Origin of the sequence: Paenibacillus sp. DCT19 (assembly GCF_003268635.1) — a bacterium.
Taxonomy (GTDB): Bacteria; Bacillota; Bacilli; order Paenibacillales; family Paenibacillaceae; genus Paenibacillus.
The window spans coordinates 2,197,750-2,219,735 of the sequence record NZ_CP029639.1; the positions used below are offsets into that span (position 1 = coordinate 2,197,750).

At 44.7% G+C, this 21,986-nt stretch carries 15 protein-coding genes, 1 tRNA gene and 5 pseudogenes; 15 read left to right on the plus strand and 6 right to left on the minus strand.

Annotated features, from left to right (window positions below; translation table 11 throughout):
- Positions 1 to 66: 66 nt before the first annotated feature.
- Together DMB88_RS09895 and DMB88_RS09900 are read left to right on the plus strand one after the other, a co-directional pair.
- On the plus strand, positions 67 to 2,034 hold the full coding sequence (locus tag DMB88_RS09895; protein WP_128101220.1) for a PTS fructose transporter subunit IIABC: 1,968 nt from the start codon (positions 67 to 69) through the stop codon (positions 2,032 to 2,034).
- A 230-nt stretch (positions 2,035 to 2,264) separates the two neighbouring features.
- The gene (locus DMB88_RS09900) at positions 2,265 to 3,044 is read left to right on the plus strand and encodes a class I SAM-dependent methyltransferase (protein WP_128101221.1); all 780 of its coding nucleotides are present in this window, start codon (positions 2,265 to 2,267) and stop codon (positions 3,042 to 3,044) included.
- 189 nt (positions 3,045 to 3,233) lie between these two features.
- Here the strand turns inward: DMB88_RS09900 and DMB88_RS09905 are convergent, their stop codons facing one another.
- Positions 3,234 to 4,373, minus strand: coding sequence for a zinc-dependent alcohol dehydrogenase (locus DMB88_RS09905; protein WP_128101222.1), 1,140 nt, complete (start codon positions 4,371 to 4,373; stop codon positions 3,234 to 3,236).
- 74 nt (positions 4,374 to 4,447) lie between these two features.
- Positions 4,448 to 5,611: an oxalate decarboxylase family bicupin gene (locus DMB88_RS09910; protein WP_128104392.1), complete on the minus strand. Its 1,164-nt coding sequence runs from the start codon at positions 5,609 to 5,611 to the stop codon at positions 4,448 to 4,450.
- A 271-nt stretch (positions 5,612 to 5,882) separates the two neighbouring features.
- Between DMB88_RS09910 and DMB88_RS09915 the strand changes: the two genes are divergently transcribed.
- From DMB88_RS09915 to DMB88_RS09935, 5 genes are all read left to right on the plus strand, one after another.
- Positions 5,883 to 8,498 carry a J domain-containing protein gene (locus DMB88_RS09915; RefSeq protein ID WP_128101223.1) on the plus strand — a complete coding sequence of 872 codons (2,616 nt, stop codon included), beginning with the start codon at positions 5,883 to 5,885 and terminating at the stop codon, positions 8,496 to 8,498.
- Positions 8,482 to 9,165, plus strand: coding sequence for a DUF1266 domain-containing protein (locus DMB88_RS09920; RefSeq protein WP_164848662.1), 684 nt, complete (start codon positions 8,482 to 8,484; stop codon positions 9,163 to 9,165). The genes DMB88_RS09915 and DMB88_RS09920 overlap by 17 nt, the downstream gene beginning before the upstream one ends.
- 4 nt (positions 9,166 to 9,169) lie before the next feature.
- Positions 9,170 to 10,081: a LysR family transcriptional regulator gene (locus tag DMB88_RS09925; RefSeq protein ID WP_128101225.1), complete on the plus strand. Its 912-nt coding sequence runs from the start codon at positions 9,170 to 9,172 to the stop codon at positions 10,079 to 10,081.
- A gap of 139 nt (positions 10,082 to 10,220) precedes the next feature.
- Entirely contained in the window at positions 10,221 to 10,958 is a 738-nt protein-coding gene (locus tag DMB88_RS09930) for a spermidine synthase (RefSeq protein ID WP_128104393.1), read from the plus strand.
- 162 nt (positions 10,959 to 11,120) lie between these two features.
- Positions 11,121 to 12,734, plus strand: a complete 1,614-nt coding sequence (locus DMB88_RS09935) for a sensor domain-containing diguanylate cyclase (RefSeq protein ID WP_128101226.1) — start codon at positions 11,121 to 11,123, stop codon at positions 12,732 to 12,734.
- Positions 12,735 to 12,779: 45 nt separating this feature from the next.
- Here the strand turns inward: DMB88_RS09935 and DMB88_RS09940 are convergent.
- Together DMB88_RS09940 and DMB88_RS09945 are read right to left on the minus strand one after the other, a co-directional pair.
- Positions 12,780 to 13,141: pseudogene (locus DMB88_RS09940) on the minus strand (winged helix-turn-helix transcriptional regulator).
- A gap of 278 nt (positions 13,142 to 13,419) precedes the next feature.
- Positions 13,420 to 14,411: pseudogene (locus tag DMB88_RS09945) on the minus strand (Gfo/Idh/MocA family protein).
- Positions 14,412 to 14,662: 251 nt separating this feature from the next.
- Between DMB88_RS09945 and DMB88_RS09950 the strand changes: the two are divergent.
- Positions 14,663 to 14,747, plus strand: a tRNA-Leu gene (locus tag DMB88_RS09950).
- A gap of 81 nt (positions 14,748 to 14,828) precedes the next feature.
- Here the strand turns inward: DMB88_RS09950 and DMB88_RS09955 are convergent.
- The gene (locus DMB88_RS09955; RefSeq protein WP_128101227.1) at positions 14,829 to 15,014 is read right to left on the minus strand and encodes a hypothetical protein; all 186 of its coding nucleotides are present in this window, start codon (positions 15,012 to 15,014) and stop codon (positions 14,829 to 14,831) included.
- Between the two features lie 147 nt (positions 15,015 to 15,161).
- Positions 15,162 to 15,758, minus strand: coding sequence for a helix-turn-helix domain-containing protein (locus tag DMB88_RS09960; protein ID WP_128101228.1), 597 nt, complete (start codon positions 15,756 to 15,758; stop codon positions 15,162 to 15,164).
- A 436-nt stretch (positions 15,759 to 16,194) separates the two neighbouring features.
- Between DMB88_RS09960 and DMB88_RS09965 the strand changes: the two are divergent.
- The 7 genes and pseudogenes from DMB88_RS09965 to DMB88_RS09995 all read left to right on the plus strand — a co-directional run.
- Positions 16,195 to 16,586, plus strand: a pseudogene (locus tag DMB88_RS09965) (holin family protein); the annotation flags it as partial.
- 279 nt (positions 16,587 to 16,865) lie between these two features.
- Positions 16,866 to 17,153: a Dabb family protein gene (locus DMB88_RS09970; RefSeq protein WP_128101229.1), complete on the plus strand. Its 288-nt coding sequence runs from the start codon at positions 16,866 to 16,868 to the stop codon at positions 17,151 to 17,153.
- 177 nt (positions 17,154 to 17,330) lie between these two features.
- The gene (locus DMB88_RS09975; RefSeq protein WP_128101230.1) at positions 17,331 to 17,786 is read left to right on the plus strand and encodes a DUF86 domain-containing protein; all 456 of its coding nucleotides are present in this window, start codon (positions 17,331 to 17,333) and stop codon (positions 17,784 to 17,786) included.
- 18 nt (positions 17,787 to 17,804) lie between these two features.
- Positions 17,805 to 18,773 carry a DUF4261 domain-containing protein gene (locus tag DMB88_RS09980; RefSeq protein WP_164848663.1) on the plus strand — a complete coding sequence of 323 codons (969 nt, stop codon included), beginning with the start codon at positions 17,805 to 17,807 and terminating at the stop codon, positions 18,771 to 18,773.
- 167 nt (positions 18,774 to 18,940) lie between these two features.
- Positions 18,941 to 19,336 carry a YtxH domain-containing protein gene (locus DMB88_RS09985; protein ID WP_128101232.1) on the plus strand — a complete coding sequence of 132 codons (396 nt, stop codon included), beginning with the start codon at positions 18,941 to 18,943 and terminating at the stop codon, positions 19,334 to 19,336.
- Between the two features lie 231 nt (positions 19,337 to 19,567).
- Positions 19,568 to 20,376, plus strand: a pseudogene (racE, locus tag DMB88_RS09990) (glutamate racemase).
- 241 nt (positions 20,377 to 20,617) lie between these two features.
- Positions 20,618 to 21,828 (plus strand): annotated as a pseudogene (locus DMB88_RS09995) (M14 family metallopeptidase).
- Positions 21,829 to 21,986: the final 158 nt, after the last annotated feature.

Here is a 21,986-nt window from a genome sequence, read left to right on the forward strand (position 1 = left end):
GGTTTGCATTGTATACATGATCGGCCTGCGAATGCAGGTCGACTGAACCTAAGGGAGTGTACCAAAATGAGAATAACAGATCTGATGATCCAAGAAACGATGATCATGGATTTACAAGCGACAACAAAAGATGAAGCGATTGATGAATTAATTGCGAGTCTGAACAAAAGTGGACGAATCAATGATCCCGTATTGTTCAAAGAGATGATCTATAAACGTGAAGCTGAATCCAGCACAGGTATTGGCGGCGGAATTGCTATGCCACATGCCAAAACATCTGCAGTTAATGAACCAACGGTTGTATTTGCAAAAAGCCGTAAAGGTCTTGACTTTGCAGCATTGGATGACGAGCCAGCTCATGTGTTTTTCATGATTGCAGCACCAGAAGGTGCGGGTAATACACATTTGCGTACACTTGCTGCACTTTCCAGGTTGTTGATTGATAGCGATTTCATCTCGCAGTTGATGAGCACGGATACACCAGCAGAAGTTAGCGCATTGTTCGATGCCAAGCAAGCTGAAGAGGCGAAGAAAGAGGAAGCTAAAGAGAAAGCAAAAGCAGAGAAAGCGGCCGCAGCGGCAGCTAATGCATCAGCTAACAAAGAGCAAACCTCTGGTGTGATTGTTGGGAATGCTAACTCTGAGGACTTTGTCGTTGCGGTTACGGCGTGTCCAACAGGCATCGCCCACACGTTTATGGCAGAAGATGCACTTAAGAAAAAAGCACAAGAGATGGGCATTAACATCCGTGTAGAGACGAATGGTTCTGAAGGTGCTCAGAATGTTCTGACTGCTGATGAAATTGCTCGTGCCAAAGGCGTTATCGTGGCAGCAGACAAAAATGTAGAGATGGCTCGTTTTGATGGGAAGCCGGTTCTGCAAAGACCTGTAAGTGACGGTATCCGCAAATCCGAAGAACTGATTCGCAAGGCCGTTAACGGCGATGCACCGATCTATCGTAGTCAGGGTGCAGCTGGCAAGAATGACGAAGCCACAGCAGGTAAAATGAGTGTAGGTAGCAAAATCTACAAAGACCTGATGAACGGGATTTCTCACATGCTTCCATTCGTCGTGGGTGGTGGTATCCTGCTGGCGATTTCCTTCCTGATTGAGCAAATTGCAAGCCCGGAAAACCCACTTGTACAATTGCTGCAAACAATCGGTGGTGGCACAGGTGCATTCCACTTCTTGATCCCTGTCCTTGCTGGTTTTATCGCGATGAGTATCGGTGATCGTCCAGCCTTAATGCCAGGTATGGTCGGTGGTTTGATGGCCGTGAACTCTAATGCTGGTTTCCTTGGCGGACTTGCTGCCGGTTTCCTAGCAGGTTATGTCATCATTGGGCTGCGTAAGGCACTCAAAGGATTGCCAAAAGCAATTGATGGTCTGAAACCAATCCTGTTGTACCCGGTGCTTGGTCTGTTGATCGTGGGTGCCGTGAGTTACTATATCTTTGATCCAATTTTCGGTTCCCTGAACACATGGCTTGTTGATGCACTTGGTAATATTGGTACAGGTAATGCAGTACTGCTTGGCTTGTTACTTGGTGGCATGATGTCCATTGATATGGGTGGACCGTTCAATAAAGCGGCATATACTTTTGCGATTGGTGTCTTCACATCCAGTGGTAACACAGATGGTGCTTGGATGGCTGCTGTTATGGCAGGCGGTATGGTACCACCACTGGCGATTGCTTTAGCAACAACATTCTTCAAATCTAAGTTTACAGATCAAGAACGTAAATCCGGTTTGACGAACTACGTACTGGGATTCTCGTTCATTACAGAAGGTGCGATTCCATTTGCAGCTGCTGATCCGCTTCGTGTACTGACATCTTGTATCCTTGGTTCGGCTGTTGCGGGTGGACTGACACAATTATGGAGTATTAACGTACCGGCTCCACACGGAGGAATCTTCGTTGCATTCTTGGCAAACCATGCCCTGTTGTTCCTGCTTGCAGTAGCAATTGGTGCAGTGATCTCAGGTCTGATTCTGGGATTGTGGAAGTCGAAATTGCCTAAGGTTGTAAAATAATAAAACAAGTTCAACAATAGCTTAATAATCAAATGAGCACTTTCTGAGTAACGTTTACTCGGAAGGTGCTCTTTTTTGATTGTTACTTTGTTCAGGGGTATGTTATGATTTAATAGTTAATTAATGAAACATGGTTTCATACAATGAAACATAGAAGTAGTGAAACAAAAGAAAAATGCATTAAGGTGTAAATCCAGCGAAGTCATACCAAACAGAACGGAGGACATTCTATGTCTAATGAGATCAAAGGACAGGTTCAAAAGCAGTTTGCCAGTAATGCATACAAGTATGTAACGAGTGCTCGGCATGCCAAGGGTGAGGATCTAGCATGGCTGGTTGCATCGTCTGAAGTGAACTCTTCGATGAACGTACTTGATATTGCTACAGGTGGAGGACATGTTGCGAACGCATTGGCACCGCTTGTAAGCCGTGTGACTGCATTAGATTTAACCGAGGAAATGTTACAGGTAGCCCAGCAATTTATTCATGGGAATGGACATACCAATGTCGATTTTGTAGCAGGTGATGCGGAGCAGCTTCCTTTCCCGGACAATACCTTTGATCGCGTAACCTCTCGGATTGCTGCACATCATTTTCCGGACGTTGCTGCTTTTGTTAATGAATCATTACGGGTCTTGAAGCCAGGTGGTAAGTTGCTGTTCATTGATAACGTTGCACCTGAAAGTGATGTTTATGACCGTTTTTATAATGATATTGAGAAATGGCGTGATCCAAGTCACGGTCGTGCTTGGCGTAAGTCAGAATGGATCTCGATGTTCGAAAAGGCAGGCTTCCGGATTGACGCTATGGTGACCTTTGAGAAGCCTTTCCAGTTTACGGACTGGTGTGAACGTGCTGCCTTGCCCGCAGAGGCAATGAGAGAGTTGGAATCCAGCATGTTACATGCTGAAGAACAGATTCATAAGTACTTTAAGCTTGAAAAATCAGCGGATGGGAGTTTACTAAGCTTTGAGGGAGAAAGTGTGTACATTCAGGCTCGTAAACCTTAATAGTTTGTAAAGGGAGTTTATTCCACTGGTACACACAGTGATTATACTTTGAGGGTAATCTTAGGTACTTATTCTAGTTTAATTTTCCAAGACAAATAGGTAGACGTACCCATCATCTGTATGGGGTGTCTACCTATTTTGGGATAGAGTTCATTTTCAGTTCATGATCTATGTTAAGCTACATCTGATTTACGGTTTTAAGATGACTTTGGTACACTCGTCTTCATGATCGTTGAAGATTTTGTAGGCTTCGCTGGCATTTTCTAGCGCAATGCGGTGGGAGATAATTTCCGTTGGATCAAACTCTCCAGCCGTGATTTTACGGAACAATTCTGGCATATAGTGAATAACAGGAGCTTGTCCCATTTTTATATTGATGTTTCGTTCAAACAGATTCCCCAGAGGGAACATGTTGTAAGAGGAACCGTAGACGCCGGTAAGGTGAAGAGTACCGAATTTCCGCACGGCCTTCATGCCAATCTCAATGGCTCCGAGCGAACCGCCATGAAGTTTAAGCTTTTGCCCAATTTCCTCTAGCGTCGACTTCTTGCCGTCCATGCCAACACAGTCGATGACAACGTCAGTACCTCCCTGAGTGATTTCACGGATATACTCGCCCATATCGTCGTATTCTTCAAAATTATATACTTCTGCATCATTCATGCGTTTGGCCTTGTCCAGTCGGTAGGGAAGACGATCCACAGCGATAACTCGCTTCGCGCCCTTCATCCAAGAGAACTTCTGTGTCATGAGCCCGATGGGACCACTTCCTAGCACTGTAACGGTATCCCCAGGTTTTACACCAGCGTTCTCTACACTCCAGTATGCGGTGGGTAGCACATCGGATAAGAACAATAGTGCCTCGTCCTCCAATTCACATGATTCAGGAATAACAAATGGCATGAAATTCCCATACGGTACACGCAACAGCTCTGCCTGCCCTCCGGGATAATTACCGTAACGATCGGTAAAGCCGAGATAACCACCGGTATGAATTTCCGGATTCTGATTGGAATTATCGCATTGGCTCTCCATGTCGTGGTTGCAATAGAAGCAGTCTCCGCAGGAGACGTTAAAAGGCAAGACGACGCGATCTCCTTTTTTCACCTTCGTTACTTCGGAACCAACCTCTTCCACAATGCCCATGGGTTCATGACCGATAACGTAATCCTTTTGCGCGGGGAGAGCCCCCTGATAGATATGAAGATCAGACCCACATATTGCGGTGGAGGTAATGCGAACGATAATGTCATCCTTTTGTTCCAAACGTGGATCTTCAACCTGCTTCACCTGAATATCCTTAATACCTTGAAACGTAACAGCTCTCATTGCAAAATTCCTCCTTAAAGTTGATTTCTCTCTTCTTTACCCAATAATTTCTAATCTAAAAATAATATGATCGTTTAGACGACAGGCCATTTCTGTTTACGTAAAGCATCGAGCAGTTCAGCAGACGCATTCAGATTATCACGCACCAGTTCCCGCGGGGTTAAGGCCATCCATTGATTAAGCGAAATATCTTCGAAACGATCACTTCTGAAAATCTCCAAAAACCATAGTGTGTCCTTACCCGTATTTTGGATATAATGCCCCATGGCTACAGGAACATACCCTACATCGCCAGCCCGATAGTCAAATGTTCGAGCAATACCATTGCCTGCAAAAACCGTCATTCGTCCTTGTCCGGTCAAATAATACTGCCATTCATCTGCATTAGGATGCCAATGAAGCTCACGCATGCCTCCAGGCTTAATCTCAACAAGTGCGGCAGCTACCGTCGTGGAGATCGGGAAGTTGCTCGAATCCACGATACGTACACTTCCTCCAGGAGTGATGATCGGTGTCTGAGATAACAAGCGATGTTTGAAGGACAGAGGAACGGTGCCATAAGGTGACTGAACTTCCTGACTTGCGAGAGAACCGGGAACCTGATCTTGAAAAATGTACACCTGTTCTGCTGGCATGCCTTCAAATGCGGCTTCAGGTACACCGAAATTAAGAGACAATACATCAGGCGGTGTGTGTGCAAACCAATCGGAAATGGATAATGTGTTGAGATCTGAGAAGGCTCCATCATCGAATACGAGTAAAAATTCACAGCCCTCATCCAGTCCCTGAATGGAATGAGGTACACCCTTAGGAAAGAACCATAGATCGCCTGGACCAACATCAGCGATAAAGTTGCGCCCGTTCTGATCAACCGATGTAATCCGTGCGGTGCCTAGAATCATATAAGCCCACTCCGATTGTTGATGCCAATGCAGTTCCCTTACTCCTCCAGGGGTAAGACTCATATTTACTCCTGCAAGTGTAGTTGCAATAGGAAGATCCCGAACCGTGATCTCACGTGACCAACCGCCATGATTCAACTGCATATGTGTATCGGAGAAAGACATTCTCAGATTAGGTAACAATCCGTTATCTGTAGATGGAGGTACGAGCATATCCGGATTCTGCAGGTCTCGCACAACATCGCGCGGCCCCAGATCCGGCCCGCCTGCGCCATCTTTTCGTATCGGCTGAGGTACAATGAATGGCTTACCATGCTTCGGTGTTCCTTTGTTCATCACGTACAATCCCTCCTTGAAGTAAGCACATGGAAATGAAACGCTAAGAACCTCATATTCATCTGCTCACCATGTCTTTCTTACACCTATGAAGGAGAGCTTGTTGATTATGTAGGACATGAGTATAAGAATTGAGACACTGACCTCCGTAAAAAAAGTAGAGTTTACCCCAAATGTGATATATTAAGAAGGGACTCGAGCAAGGTTTAGATCGTATGTAGCAAGTAGATTGTAGACGGACAAGAATTCTAGAACAGAAGGGAACAACATCATGGATTACTGGGGCATACTTGGCATAGAACCTACCGAAGATTTGATTGCAATTAGGAAGGCGTACACGGCGCAATTAAAACACAATCATCCAGAAGACAATCCAGAAGGCTTCAAGGAGCTGCGGGCAGCTTATGAGCTGGCGAGAAAGATTGCATCTACGGGTATGATTGCTGCAACAACAGATACATATTTAGAACATGAACATAGAGATCATGTAGATTTAACGACACCAAATGAAGCACATTCACAGCAAAATATACATACGGAAAACCATTCACATGGCAATGTGAAGCAGGAAGATTCCTTGGTGGAAGCGGTGCATCAATTCATTGATCGAACGATCACGCTTTACGAAGATTTCGATTCAAGACTTCGCTACGATCTATGGTTGGAGCTAGTGGAAGATGAGCAATTCTGGAGCATTCAGATTCGGGAAATTTTGCACACGGAATTGTTAATGGTACTGAGTGAACGTAGCTGGCTGCCAATCTCGGTATGGAGGCTACTGGATGAGACGTTTGAATGGACAGAAAATGAATTTCAGTTAACTGAGCGATTTTCCTCGTCGTTCCTCAGTCATGTTTATTACCAGTGTCATAGCCCTTACGACTTGCAGCTCGAACACTTGCAACAGGCAGTTGCAGAGGGGCTACAGGTAGATGAATATCTATATCTCCGTGAATATGCAAGGCGGGCACTTATCCATCAAGACTTGAATATTGCGCATGAAATGCTGGGCAGAGCATACGAACTGTACGAACAAGATCCCGTATTGTTACGCTTAATTGGAAGATATTCGATCAATGTAGAGGACTGGGAGACTGCACTCCATATGTATTCTAGACTGGCTGTCACATTCCCTAATGATTTGCAGATTCTGCGCCTCTTGGCAGACATGTTACTGAAGAGTGGGCACACGGAAGAAGCATTATCTGTAAACATGCAATTATCCGAGGCCGCTGAGCCGGCAATCTACAGTCCTGCATTATCATCTGCAGCACAATGCCTGATTCTATTAGGGCGCCATCGTGAGGTTATCAATGTATATCAAGCAGCGTTAGAACGCTTCCCGGCGGATCTGGAGCTGCGAACTCGTCTATGGCTGGTTCGAAATGAATATGAGCTAGAACGCATTGCAAATTTGGAAGCTGAGCTTCAAGATAACCGTTTCTCTGTAACGGAGCAGGTTGAGGAGTTAATTGAGCTTTACCTTGAACGCAAACAATCAGATAAGGTTTTATCGATGTTTACTCAGTTTGGCTCCGAGGTGAAGTTGAGTAGTAATGCTTGGTTCCTGGCTGCTCGAGCTGCATATGCTACGGATCTTAATCTTGCTCTAACGTATCTCAATCAGGCTATACAAATTGCTAATGCGCAAGCTGTTGTCCATAAGGAAGCTTTGTATTTGCGAACAAAGATCAATTATAATCTTGATCGCTATGAGGAGATGATTCCTGACGGTTTAACTCTGAAAGAATACATGCCAGAGGAGCCGGAAATCTATTTTCATCTCGGTGAGGCCTATCGTATGGTGGAGCAGTATGAAGTGTCTATCACGAATTATTTACAGGCAAAATCAATCAAGGGTGGCGCAGGCTACGATTATGGGTTAGCGTTCAGTTACTATCACTTAGAACAGTATGATCATGCTATATCTTGTTTTGAGTCTTATAGGCATGAATTTGATGTGAGCGCTAGCCTGTATCATTATCTTGGAGTTTCATATATGAATGTTGACAAGTTCGAGGAAGCTGAGGCGTGTTTCGAAGCCTGTCTGAATATCGAAACTTATCCAAGCACGTTGTATCATTTATTCAATGCCTATAGAAGGCAGGGAAAGATTGACTTAATGCTGTCTACGATTGATCAATATTTGGAAACGGGAGACACTTCTTATCGAAGTGAAGCTCTTGGTGCAGCGGCAGATTTACAATTTGCGAGGAAAAACTGGAGCATTGCCCATGATTTCTTCATTGAATTTCATCATGATATCCCAGAGAGTCTTTATCTTCAGAAAATGATTGCGGTTTGCCTGCTTGCAGACCGTAAATTTGATGAAGCTGCGATATGGCTTCGAAAGATCCAACATCAGGAGCCTCAGAATCCGTGGGCACTCCTGCAGATGCTCCGCATTTTAGCGGAACAGAAACGTTGGGAAGAGTTTGATCATGCAATCGTGCATTATTATAAAACGGTAGAAACTACTAAGTTCGACGGTTACAGCTACTTTTATGGTGGCTTACACTTGTATGAGGCACGTAAATACGATGTTGCTCGAAAAATGCTCACTCGTGCATACGAATTTGGTTTGCGAGGGGATACCTGTAGTTTGCTGAGCCTAACCTATATGCATCTTGGACAAGGAGAACAAGCGCTTGCTTATGCGCAAGAGGCTGTAACGGATCGACCGCATCATGCGGATTATATTGCACGTCTTCAGGATATTGAAGAACGTCTGAGTCAGCGTGGAGCCTGGTTCAACAAGCTGAAATTCAATCTATTCCAGGGTGGACTGAAGCAAACGGAGCCTCTGCAATTCCCGGATCTTTTGAATGATGAAGAGCTTAGACCGTATTATAACGTGGAGGTATTCAACGATGCATTCTTTGCTTGATACAAGACAGCAGTGGACATTGGCAGCAGGCGCCATTTTGCTAGAAGCGAACCATTTGGAATTCGCTGCAGGATACGACATTGATTTGTTAGAGGGAAAAAGAGAAGGGATCACCGAAATGCTTGATCGAGCATGGAGCAGTCGAGATGAAGAATCATTTCGCAGGCAAGTGGAAAGTTTCCGTGAGAACAGGGGGCACGGGGCTGACTTTGACCAAGATCGAGCATTGCTATCTGTCATGAACTACGAGGAGCAGGAAAATTATATTGGTGGCATAATTGATGAGAAGCGCGCTGCACAATTTAGAGTGATACAATTCTATGACAGCCGCCTGAATACAGCAGGAGTCAGCGCTTGGGATTGGGGCAGAGCGATATCGATTACTCGAATGGCAATGCAGATCGGTTATATGGATGAGGAAATGGCCTGGGCATTTATGTTTGAAATGGCGCAGCGGATTCAACGGGCGTATTCAAGCTGGACAGAATTTGCACTCGCATATATCATTGGCCGTCAATATTGGTCAGAGGAGTTCGATGAGGATGGCGCCTTAGAGCACTTCTCTCTGATTGAACATTTATTTGAGCGACCAGACAGTCCTTGGAATCTGATGCATTGGGAAGAGGAGAGTATTGCTCTGCCGTTTGAATTAGAAAGAGAGGGGTGAAGCGTTGACACTTCAACAATTAAAATATGTGATTGAGGTAGCCACGCGTGGCTCCATGAACGAAGCGGCCAAACGCTTGTTTATATCACAGCCAAGTCTATCGAATGCGATCCGTGACCTGGAACAGGAACTGCGAATTACGATCTTTGAACGAACCAATAAAGGCATCTCATTATCCAAAGAAGGCGTCGAATTTCTAAGTTATGCGCGCCAAGTCGTGGAGCAGGCGGAATTGCTGGAGAATCGTTATCTTAATGCGAAGCCCTCTCCACAGCATTTTTCTGTATCCACTCAGCACTACGCATTCGCTGTGAACGCATTTGTTCATCTGGTTCAGCAATATGGTCAGGAGGAGTATGAACTAGCGTTACGGGAAACGAAAACATACGAGATCATTCAGGATGTCAAAAGTCTTCGCAGTGAAATTGGTATTCTCTATTTGAATGAGTTCAATGCGAAGGTCATTAATAAACTGTTGAAGGATGCAGGTCTCGTATTTACGAGCCTGTTTACTGCGAAACCACATATCTTCATCAGTGTGCAGAACCCGCTTGCGAAGCAATCCTCCGTTGCGATTGAACAGCTTCAGGACTACCCCTATCTGTCATTCGACCAAGGCGAGTACAATTCATTCCATTTTTCAGAGGAGATTCTGAGCACGTTATCTCATCCAAAAAGCATACAGGTTAATGACCGTGCTACGTTGTTCAATTTGTTGATTGGCTTGAATGGATATACGATCTCGACGGGTGTGCTTAGTGCGGACTTAAATGGTAATGAGATTATTCCAGTTCCGTTAGAGTGCGAAGAGACAATCAATGTGGGTTGGATTAGTCACAAAAGTACCTCCTTGTCTAATCTGGGCGTTGCATATGTGCAGGCATTACACGAAGCCATTGGACAAAATGAAGCTTAAGGTTCATGTAGGCGCTAAAACACCGTTACCGGAGCTTATCCGAGCGGTGTTTTTTTGTCTTTTAGTTTACTGGATTCGTGCGTTATCGTGATTTGATCTATAATAAGTATTTTATAGGTAATGGAAGGGTGGATATGTGGTGAGAGTTTTGTATCGCAATAAAAGTGAACAACATGAGCTGAAGGTCTACGACACGAAGCGTCTATATGAAGAGCAAGGACATTTTCGAGTGCTGGAGTTCTCCAACGAAGCTGTACAGGGGGCAATGGATCTTGATCAGCCTGCACGAATAGTGCTGGAATATCCAAGAGCTATGGTTCACCTGATGGAACATAATGCATCTAGCTATGAATCAGTGTATATCATTGGACACGGGATTGGTACGTTGCCTTCATATTTGTCGGGTAAGCAGGTGAAGGTAGCAGAGCTTGATGAAGAAGTGGTAGAGATTAGTCGGACGTTCTTTGGTTATGAGGGGGATCAAGTAAGTGTAGGTGATGGACGAGAATTGTTGCAGCAGGAGCGTTCTGGAGCATATGATTATATCATTGTTGATGCTTTTACATCTGAAGGAACTCCCAAACAACTCATCTCCATTTCTTTTTTTGAGATTGTTAAGATGAAGTTAAGTGCAGAGGGTATGGTCATAATGAATGTATTTGGCCGTGCAGGCAATGATAGGCTCGTGAATGCAATCCATACAACCTTATGTGAGTTATTTGAGTATACTCGTTCATTTGCATTGCCAGTTGAGACAGAAGACGAGCAGCAGAACAGAATCCTCGTAGCTAGTGATCAGCCAATTGCCTTTCAGGCCAGACACATGGCGGGATTTGTTGAACAGGAACTGGGAGAAGGATACGTGATTCAGGATTAGATTGAAGCCGCATGATCCATTCAATGATTGGATTGGGTTCATTAAATTGTCACTCATTCGTGAGTTATTGTAATTTCTTCACAAACTTTTTATTTCTTCTTAACATCATTCGTATAGAATGGTAGACATATGTCTTTTCAAGAAAAACCGGGGGAAGTAATAATGACCGCACAGAACAAAGTAGCAACATGGAGAAATAAAATAAGAAATGTGAAGAAAATTAGCCTGACGGCCTTATTGGGTGGGCTTGTTACCATTGCTGTTCTAATGACGCTAACCATCATATTTATTTCTTTTTATACATCTCAGAAACAGTCGCTAATTGATAACACACTGGCTAGTAATTATTCTAGTGCTACACAGATGAGTCAGACGCTTGATTCGTTGTTTCAATCGATGCAAAGCAGCCTGGAGTATGCAGCGCAATCGTTCTCGGATGTAGATTATACGGACACTGCTAAAATCGGAGAGACACTTGATCTGATTCGGGGCAGCAGTAACTACTTCAACTCGTTGACGTTTGTGGATGAAACGGGACTTGTTCGAGGTGTCTCGCCAATGGGAGCCAGACTGGGTCAACATATCAGCTCTACGGCAGCTAAGAATGCATTACACGCCAGAACGCCATATGTATCGGAGCCTTATGTCACGCCAATTGGCCAGCGCAGAATTGTATTTCTGAGTCAACCGATCTTTGGTTCGGATCGAACTTTTGAAGGTTATGTGAGTGGAAGTATTTATTTGCAAGAGGGCAACATTTTAAGTCATTCGTTTGGAAGTCAGTTGAAATCCAGCAACGGCTCCTATTTCTTTATCGTGGACTCGAAGGGCACACTTCTATTTCACCCCGATACGGAGCGGATTGGTGAGAATATCAGTAACAATACGGTTGTACATAAGTTGTTAGATGATCAACAAGGGAAAGAACGATACAAGAATCTGTCAGGTCTCGACTCACTTGCGGGTTATACTAAAGTTCCGACTACGGGCTGGGGAGTGGTAGTAGTTTCGCCAACCAAGATTGTATTCGACCAGCTTAGTCATCATATTCGCATGTTGCTGATCTATACATCAGTTCCTTTTGTGGTTCTGACTTTGATTGTCATTCGTGTTGCTCGTAAATTGGCCAGCCCTTTCGTCATTCTTGCAGATTTGGTTAACCGGGTGGATCAAGGCAAAGTGGACTTACCTGTGATGAAGCCACACTGGAATCGTGAGGCGGATCTGCTTACACAAGCTGTACTCGGTGCACTTGCGAGCTTTCGCAAGCAGACGGATCAGCTGACGTACGACGCTAGAACGGATGTACTAACAGGCATGACGAATCGCAGAACATTTGAAGAGGTCATTCAGCATTGGATCGATGAGGAGATTCCTTTTTCACTTATCGTTATCGATATAGACCGATTTAAGTCGATTAACGATACTTATGGGCACCATACAGGGGACATCGTTTTGAAGCATATTGCTGATCTGATCCGACAGGCGGTACGACCTCAGGATGTATGCTCCCGCTTCGGAGGAGAGGAGTTCGTTGTGCTGCTGCGACAAACGAACTCCAGTACTGCTTACCAGGTGGCTGAATATATTCGTTCCAGTGTAGAGAATAGTGCAATGCCTATCGATCGGACTGTCACAATATCGGCAGGTATAGCGGAATATCCTATTCATTCTGCGGCGTCGATGGAGTTATTTCATTTGGCGGACACGGCTTTATATCAGGCCAAAGAAGAAGGACGGAATCGGACGATCACTATTCAATCCGTAGAGAAATAATGCAAATAAAAGAAGCTGCTTCGTATATACGGAGCAGCTTCTTCGTTATTCCGCTTGCTGTGATTTGGCGATAACTTCGTTCGTGTATTGTTCTCCCCAGTCTCGCATGCTGTAAATAATCGGTTGTAGTGTTTCACCAAAGGGAGTTAACGAGTACTCCACTTTAGGGGGACTTGAGGATATACTTCTCGGTGTACGATACCGCTATTTTCGAGCTCTCTTAACTGTAAGGTGAGCATTCGCTGTGTGATATCAGGGAATAATTTGCGTAACTCATTAAATCGTAATGAGCCTGAGAACAGGTGATATAAAATAGCGCCTTTCCACTTTCCCCCAATGACACTAAGTGTGACTTCTACAGAACAGCCATATGGCTTGGGACAAAGGTTAGCGGAATTCTGTTTCATGGATTGCACCTCCGATTCAAGGTTGACGATGCAGTATCTATATTGATACTACAACCTTAAATAGACTGTATACTTCTAATGACAGCATATCATGGTTATGACACATTATAAACCCTATGATGATATTAAGAGAATGAAATGCTCCCCAATAAAACGTAGAAAAAAAGTCGAATAAACCTCGAAGATCGCAATGCGAAACATCGAGGTTTATTGAAAAGTTAGCTCTTAGTTGATATTGGTTTTTCATTGTTTTGTCCTTAATGAATAGCGTATAAACGTTATTTTAATGCAACAAGGATCGCGTCACATAAGTCCATGGTTTTAATATTATCTTGACCATTAGAACGTGGCTGAGAATAATTGCGGCAGCATTCCACAAAGTGCTCCATCTCACCGACAAACCCTCTTAAATAAAGGTCTCGATAGGCACCGGACATGGGAGAAGCAGAAGGGGTGTACACGATATCCTGCTCCGCTAGAGATTTCCAAGGCAGATTGTCGAAGGTCTGAGAGGAATGGATCGTAAGTTTAGCAAGTTCATCTGCTGACGCAAATCCGTTGTCGAAAGTTACTAGTACGTGTTCACTTTCACGTGACCATGCACTCATGCCGGCAAAATATGCACTGCCTACGATTCCGTTATCAAACAGGAAGGAAATACTCTGATTGATGTGCTCGCCATCCCTGAACGTTGTACCCGTAACCTGTACCATTTCACCGAAGAGGAACCGCATCAGATCTACCATATGAATAGCGGCGAGTTTGATGAACTGCTCTTCATCTTTGCAGAAGGGAGTGCTATCGACAGCGAATTTCATCTGGAATGACCGCACTTTCCCTAGATTCTCGCCATCGATCAATTCTTTTAATTTCAGATACACGGGGCATAACGTTTCATAAACCCAACCATAAGCAGTACACCTGCTTCATCGGCTGCGTCCGAAACCATCTTGGCTTCTGCAGCATTCCATCCCAGTGGTTTGTCCACATAGAAGTTTTTGCCTGCGCGGATACACGCCAGCGCTAAAGCGACTTGATCCTCTGGTTGTGCCACGACAACAACACCGTCACAGTCCTCATGCTCAAGCATAAGTTGTACATCGTCATAAGCCTGTCCCATGCTGCCGAAGCGAAGAAGAGCGGCCTGAGAACGCTCCAAACTCCGGGTTGCAATGCCTTGGATAACGGCTCCGGCTTCAATAGCAGAAGGATAGATATTAGTAGATGCATGAAATCCTGCACCGATAAAACAAAGCTTTATTGGATTCAACGTGACTCTCTCCTTCGTCGTAATTATGAATGCCCATATCATTAATGGATGGATTGGAATGAATTGTACGAGCTAATTCTGTCTTAACGATAGGAGATTCTATTCATTTAAAAAAGGACATATGTCCCAATAACTAGCCAAATGAAAACGTATTGCATTCTACTTCCATAACATGTATACTCTACATTACGGCACAACATCTTGTTGTTCGTCCGATTGCTTTTCATTGATGATGAAAAGATACATATTATGCGGTCGTGGCGGAATTGGCAGACGCGCACGGTTCAGGTCCGTGTGGGCTAACCCCCCGTGGAGGTTCGAGTCCTCTCGACCGCATCTAAGTTGATAGAAAGACCCGATCATTGCGATGAAGCAATGATCGGGTCTTTCTATGTTATGAGGCTGAATTCAGCCTTTTCAGCCATTCATACGATGCCTAGACTTGGCGATGACTAGTCCGGCAATGGCTCCAATCATTCCGAAGATTGCGACACTACCCATGACACCATAGCTTTGGAGACGAAAGAGAAATGCGACACCACTGCCAAATGTCGTTCCTGCTAAAAATCCGAGAGAAATACCAATATCCTTATCTAATTTCATTTGATCACCTGTGTTTTGAGAGTTGTTAGGGTATTGTGTGGATTTTCCAGTGAATCTATACAACGGATCTATCCAGAACAGGAAAACATGTTAAAAAGGCTCTGTATTCCTTAAGGAATAACAGAGCCTTTTGGTTGCTCGCTAATTTTAGTTATTGTGACGTTCTTTCAAGATGACATCTGCGAACAAAATGGTCTTCGGAATGCGGAAAAATTGCTCCGCTTGTTCTTGAAACGCGGCAGAAGGCAGCGTTCCCTGATGCAGCCATTTGCGGAAAGTGCCGGGGTGAACCCCGATCCAGTGGCTGACATCTGTCACCGACAAATCATGGACCATACACAAGCCTGTCAAGATACGGTTACTTACCGGAGAACGGGTCACCGTACGCTTCATGAAACGGGAAGGCTCGGGTTGACAAATAACTGGACTTTGGCGCACAACCTCTTCATTAAAAAGAATGTGTCGTGGATATCCAAGTAATTGACAAGCCTTGTCCAAATTCGTACTGCCGGGTATCCGCCCTTCATACACCCACGCGCTTACACTGCGTGAAGAGATGGACAAGTCTTCGGCGAGCTGGGACAACTTAATATCATTGGCCATCAGCACAGCTAGAAGAACACGGTTGCGGATTTGACAGCGTGTCGGTTTGCGGAACCGTTTAACACGGACGCCTTTTCCCAAATATTTACGGTTGATCAGAGACCACGCCTGGATGGAATGTTGTTCTGGTTGATTAGGCATATTTCCTCCGATTTTTTTAACCAAATACTACAATAAGAGTTGGGGTACTTTCAAGTGTCTGTTGAACTGAATCGATTTTGAGAGGAGAAAGAGTTGGTCTGGAAGGAGGAGTTACGAACTAGTGGGTGTGCAAATTGCATCCTAGTATATTCCTAGATTACAATGATTCACTAAATTTACGAGAACAAATGGAGTGTATTGAATAATAAAGTGATTCTTAAGAACTATTTATAAGACTATTTTACTTTTTCCTGTATTTTGTTGATGCGGTGCGGTTTATTTACCTTATTTCCCCAAGATTATTGGATTTTCGTTAATGACTTGTTTCAGCAATGTGCACAAATCTGAAATGGAAATCCGCAAGTTTAACTAGGTGGTTGGCTTGTCAAAATCTCGTATTCTTACATATCTTGTAGGATGACTACAGGGGAGAGAGGTGGGAAACGTGTATCCAGCCGTTAATACACTTGCTGCAATTTCGGGAGCGTTCGTGACGTTTGCTTTTGGAGGATGGGATCAATTGCTTAGTCTGCTTGCGATTGCGATGGCTGTCGATTATATAACGGGTCTCGCAGCCGCCGTGAGAACAGGGACAGGGTTAAACAGTAATATTGGATTCTGGGGCTTGCACGAAAGGGTTTGATGCTAACGGTTATTCTATTAGCGCATCGGATCGATCTTTTGATGGGAACGGATATTATTAAAGGCGGCGCGATATACTTTTATCTAGTGAATGAACTGATCTCGATTACTGAAAACTATGCCAAGATTGGTCTTCCATTACCGAACAAACTTAGACAGGCTATTGCTATACTTAAGAAACAGGAAGAGTTGTCTGATAAGGAGTGGGCGAAGCCTCGCAACACAGATAACCAGGAGCCCAAACCGGAGCAAGAGAAGCAGGATAAACCTGTCGATTCCGCCGATGAACCCAAAGAAGATCAATCCACAAAGTAAACATTGCTAGATCGTGTACTGCTTTATTTGACTCGTTCATCTAGAGAACGTTTTCAAGTATCCTTTCGTAATAGATGACGTTATGATATATTTTGAATACATGAAAAAACATTTATTCCACTAATAATTCACAAACGAGGTGTTTGTTCGATGATTAAACATATTGTCCTGTTCAAAATGAAAGATCGTTCACCAGAACGCATTGAAGAAGCTGCCAATGTGCTTCGCAATTTGCAAGGTAAAATCGATGTTCTTGTATCGCTTGATGTAGGTGTAGATGTGCTTCGCTCAGACAGATCTTTTGACATTTCACTAACTGCGGAATTTGCATCTCTTGATGATCTACAAGCCTACCAGGTACATCCACTGCATCAAGAAGTAATTAAATACATGAATGAGGTTAGAGAACAATCAATTGCTGTTGACTACGAATTTTAATTTAGGTATCTCATTCTAAGAGCGGTTAAAGGAGAGCGGGTATGAGCGATTTAAGAGACGTTATGGAATTTTTATATATTTTTATCGTGTTCCTGATCGCTTGTCCTGTGATGATATTTTGGTTGAAACGAAGAGGCAAACGGAACCGATAATTCACTGAACAGGAAGTGAAATGTATTGTATTACGTAAATAGAGAGCAGATTGCCCATCGGCTTGCTGCGGTACCGGAAGTAGCTGAGGGGCTACGACTTTCAACACAAGCCTGGGATGGCGGTCTTATGATGGGATTAGTGCAAGAACGTTGTCTGCATCTGGCGATTGAGATCGTCACCGATGTAGGAAGTTATCTCATCGATGGTTTTATTATGAGAGATGCAAGCAGCTATGATGATATTATCGAGATTAATCATGAAGAGAAGGTATTTGACTCCTCGATATACGAGGTGCTTCGTCAGCTCGTTTCTTTGCGGAAACCACTCGTACAAGATTATTTCAGTTGGAATCGAGCAGAACTGCATCCACTGAGTTCGGACCTACCCGAAATACTTGAACGCTTTGCAGACCAAGTGAGCGCTTATGTAGATCGAGAACTCGATCCTTTTACGAATCAGGCAGATCGAGGGACAGAGTAAGGAATGAGGGGAAGCAGCATGACAGATATTCAGAATGAACAATATAAAGAAAATGACAAACAGAATGCGCCGTCCGGATTTCATCCGGTTTATATGGTGGAGTTGTTGTTTAACAAGTTACCGGTAATTGATCATGTTCGTTTGCAGGAAGCATTAAGTCGTTATACGGGACAAGTTCGAGTGAATGTGAAGCAACAAACTGCAGACACGAATCGGGACAAGCAAACGCAAGAAACGAATCCGCAGGATGGGACAAGTGCTGTAGCTGAGGCAACTGCAGAAATGCTGGTTTTCTACCATCTGGATTATAAGGTTTCATTTCAGGAAGGGGACATCCCGGCACAAACCTGTATGCTGGCTGCCTCTGATGTGAAGGATCTCTCGCGCTTTGCAGGTGCACTTCAACAAGCCTGGCATTGGACAGAGGCGGAGCAGGTTGTGCGTGAAGCTAAGTATTCGATTAGGATTCATGATATGTTTACTGCAGCTATGCCACGCAAACAGCGTTTAGGGCTATTTCAGAAGATGTTGCAGGCAGTGCTTGAGGTCTTGCCGTGTGAGGCAATGTATTGGTACGGCAGTGATAAACTTGTTGAGCCAACAGCGTACAAGCTATCACAGGAGCGTGAAGAGCATCTTTACGCTGCGATGAACGTTAGAATGTACCAAGCTGGTGGAACAGAAGAACTGCGTGAACTTGTGATGGATACGGTTGGACTGTCCGCGCTCGGGGTTCCTGATGTCCAATGTCATTTCACTGGTCTTGACCCAGATACAGTGGCTCAAACCTTGCTTGGAGCAGCATACTACATATTCGATCAAGGTGATGTGCTACAGGATGGACAAACGCTCGGTTCCTCAGGAGGAAGACGCTGGCGATGTGAACATCAGGCCGCACTGATTGCTCCAGGACGTTATGTCATTGATCTTGATCCCGGGGATACTGTTGAAAATTCTCCGTTGGAGCCAGCTCAGCATAACCGTTAAGCATGACGGTAAGAGTATGACCATGAAAGTTTTTTTGAACTGAGGTGTGTCAGGTCAAGCCCTTGCTGACTATACTGCATCAACAGAGTAGGCATTCGCCCGGTTACTCAGTCACGACACCAGTGGTTGTAAACCGGACTTAACTCGAAGAAGAGGAGAGATGTTGCGTGAAGGATTCAAACAAAAGTTTATTGTGGGGCGCATTAATCGGCTCAGTTGTTGGTTCGGTAACCGCGTTATTGCTGGCACCAAAATCCGGACGTGAGCTTCGTCAGGATATTTCCGAAGGTGCACGTCAGGTGACGGAGAAAGGTCAGGAGTTGGCTGTCAAAGTTGGCGAGCAGAGCAGTCAGATCGTAACCAAAGTGAAAGAAACAGCTGACGTTGTCATCCAGGACATTCAATCATGGCGCAACTGTGCAGACGGTAAGGAGTTACGGGTTTCTGCTGTTATTACAGATTCGAATGCTCCAATTCAGTCTGACAGTGACATCGTCGCAAATGAAGCGGACAGCGACGTCGTAGCTAAATTGACTACAGATGATTCTAAGGACGATAATTAAGCCACGCTTGACATAAGCAGCAGGCTTTCCTCATGAAGATGGAGGAGAGCCTGCTTTGTTGTGTGCGCTAATCGCGAGAGAGGTGCACTGTGGGGTTTTTATTTGAACCCAGTGATAAAATCGGGTAAGATGGTGGTACCTTTTTGCCTGAAATGTCATACGGTAGGAAGAAAGCAATGGAACTTTATTAGATATCAGAACCAATTCAATGAAGAAGGAAGCGGTGTGTTCGTGCAGCAAGCAATCGCTATATTAGACTCAGGTGTAGGGGATTAACGGTCGCTAAGGAAGTGATGCGTCAACTCCCGCGGGAAAAGGTCATTTATTTTGGAGATACTGCCCGGACACCGTACGGACCCCGTTCGTCCGAACAAGTTAAACAATTCACGGAACAAATCGTAGATTTCTTAATCCAATTTGACCCGAAGGTTATTGTTATTGCCTGTAATACGGCTACAGCAGCAGCGCTCGACTATATTCGGGCGAAAGTGAATGTTCCAGTGATCGGCGTCATTCATCCAGGAGCGCGTGCCGCTATTACAGCTACACGCACAGGGCGCATTGGTGTCATTGGCACTGTAGGGACGATTGGAAGCGGTGCTTATACCTCCGCACTTAAACAACTGTCACCCTATATTGATGTAGTCAGTCAGGCTTGCCCGGCACTTGTACCATTAGTCGAGCAAGGTGAATTCCGTTCTGAACAGACGACATTGACGGTAGAGCATTCCTTAAGTCAGATCAGGCAACAGCCGATTGATTGTCTCATTCTAGGCTGTACCCATTATCCATTCTTGATGGATACGATTCAGGAAGTGATGGGACAGGAAGTGAAGCTCATCAGTTCGGCAGATGAGACGGCGAGGGAAATCAGCACGATTTTGTATGATAAACGGAAATTGGCGAGTGGAGATGAAACTCCAGTACATCAATTTTTCTGTACAGGGGATCCGCGTATGTTCCAAAATATTACAAGGCAATGGCTCGGTGAACAAATCTCAAAAACGCCTGTTGTATGGCAGGTCACGCAATTATCCTGATTATTTTCAGTGTAATCATATTTACATGACCAAATATAGTTTCTTATTCATCCCAGAGGCCGATGGCTCTGGGATTTTTGTCATCTATGGAGCGGTGAAGAAGACTGCGAAACATGTCACATGACGGACGAGCGGGTGAGCATACATATAACATGATCAGGACATAGAGGGAGAACAGCAGTCGTGAGAGTAGAAGCAAGAGGAATAGATCTGGCTCAGAGAAAGGAGATTGCCCATGGAAATACAGTGGATCATTGTTCAGCCTGGAGACACGTTGGCTCGTATTGCGTCAGCACATCACATGACGAACGAACTGCTTGCTGGACTAAATCCGGAAGCGGCGTCTCAGCCTTATTTGCTGGCTGGACAGATGTTACGAATCTTGCCCGGCACTGGGCGAAGATATGCGGTTCAACCAGGTGAGCAAGTAAGTACAATTGCAGCTCGTTTTGGTCTGAGCGAAGATGAATTACGTCAAGACAATCCTGAAATCGCCAACGTGATTGATTGGTGTGGTCGGTGCATTCATATTCCTGAATTCGGAGGAAAAACTATTGTCAGGTTGAAGGGAGAGTATGGCTTCCGTGAATTACATCGGGATATTGCATTACTGAGCAACCATTATCCCTTTGTGGAGACAGGTTCGATCGGCACAAGCGTGATGGGTAAACCTTTGCATTATTTACGAATTGGTCAAGGTTCGAGACATATCCATGTCAATGCTTCTGTACATGCCAATGAATGGCTAACCACAGCTGTTGTGATGCGTTTTATTGAAGAGTATGCTAGAGCCTACAGGACTCATACGCCGTGGCACCGTTTTGATCCTCAGCGTTGGATGAAGGAAACGACACTGTGGGTGGTTCCAATGGTTAATCCAGATGGCGTTGAATTGGTGCAGGAAGGTGTTGTGAACCAACATCCACACGCTGAACAACTGCTCGCTTGGAACGCAGATCGAGCTCACTTTACTCATTGGAAAGCAAACATAAGGGGGTTGATCTGAATGATCAATTTCCAGCTCACTGGGAGGAAGAGGCGGCGAGAAGGGGAATCACGTCACCTGGCCCTCGTGATTATGCAGGAACGGCTCCATTATCTGAGCCGGAGGCGCTGGCTCTAGCTGAGTGGACGGAGCAACATGAGTTCGATGTGGTTGTATCCTTGCATAGCCAAGGGCAAGAGATCTACTGGAACTATCGGGATTTGGAGCCTAGAGAGAGTGCGCCGTTGTCCAGAAGGCTCGCGAAGGTATCCGGATACAAGGCTGTAAAATTAGGTGGTAGTGATGCGGGGTATAAGGACTGGTTCATCCAGGAGTACCGCAAGCCTGGTTTTACAGTAGAAGTTGGCCTTGGAGTCAATCCACTACCCGTAGAGCAATTTAATGATATTTGTGTAGAGGTTGGTATGTTGCTGGCAGAGCTGCTATCCTATGAAACTAGTGATTGAGCCGACAGGAAGTGAAACGATAAGGTTGTACCGTTCGTATAACAGACACAGGTGTCGTTACTTGGCCTGTTTGCTAAGTTTGCTATAGAGTTAATTTCCGAAAAAAGTCCGCTTTTTGGCATTCGTTGTTCCTTCGGTCAATGGCTTCGGATCGAAGG

Excerpts from the sequence above, each read along its gene's own strand:
- DMB88_RS09895 (WP_128101220.1), top strand. The coding sequence starts at position 67 with ATGAGAATAACAGATCTGATGATCCAAGAAACGATGATCATGGATTTA.
- DMB88_RS09900 (WP_128101221.1), top strand. The coding sequence starts at position 2,265 with ATGTCTAATGAGATCAAAGGACAGGTTCAAAAGCAGTTTGCCAGTAAT.
- DMB88_RS09905 (WP_128101222.1), bottom strand. The coding sequence starts at position 4,373 with ATGAGAGCTGTTACGTTTCAAGGTATTAAGGATATTCAGGTGAAGCAG.
- DMB88_RS09910 (WP_128104392.1), bottom strand. The coding sequence starts at position 5,611 with ATGAACAAAGGAACACCGAAGCATGGTAAGCCATTCATTGTACCTCAG.
- DMB88_RS09915 (WP_128101223.1), top strand. The coding sequence starts at position 5,883 with ATGGATTACTGGGGCATACTTGGCATAGAACCTACCGAAGATTTGATT.
- DMB88_RS09920 (WP_164848662.1), top strand. The coding sequence starts at position 8,482 with ATGCATTCTTTGCTTGATACAAGACAGCAGTGGACATTGGCAGCAGGC.
- DMB88_RS09935 (WP_128101226.1), top strand. The coding sequence starts at position 11,121 with ATGACCGCACAGAACAAAGTAGCAACATGGAGAAATAAAATAAGAAAT.
- DMB88_RS09955 (WP_128101227.1), bottom strand. The coding sequence starts at position 15,014 with ATGAAATTAGATAAGGATATTGGTATTTCTCTCGGATTTTTAGCAGGA.
- DMB88_RS09960 (WP_128101228.1), bottom strand. The coding sequence starts at position 15,758 with ATGCCTAATCAACCAGAACAACATTCCATCCAGGCGTGGTCTCTGATC.
- DMB88_RS09970 (WP_128101229.1), top strand. The coding sequence starts at position 16,866 with ATGATTAAACATATTGTCCTGTTCAAAATGAAAGATCGTTCACCAGAA.
- DMB88_RS09980 (WP_164848663.1), top strand. The coding sequence starts at position 17,805 with ATGACAGATATTCAGAATGAACAATATAAAGAAAATGACAAACAGAAT.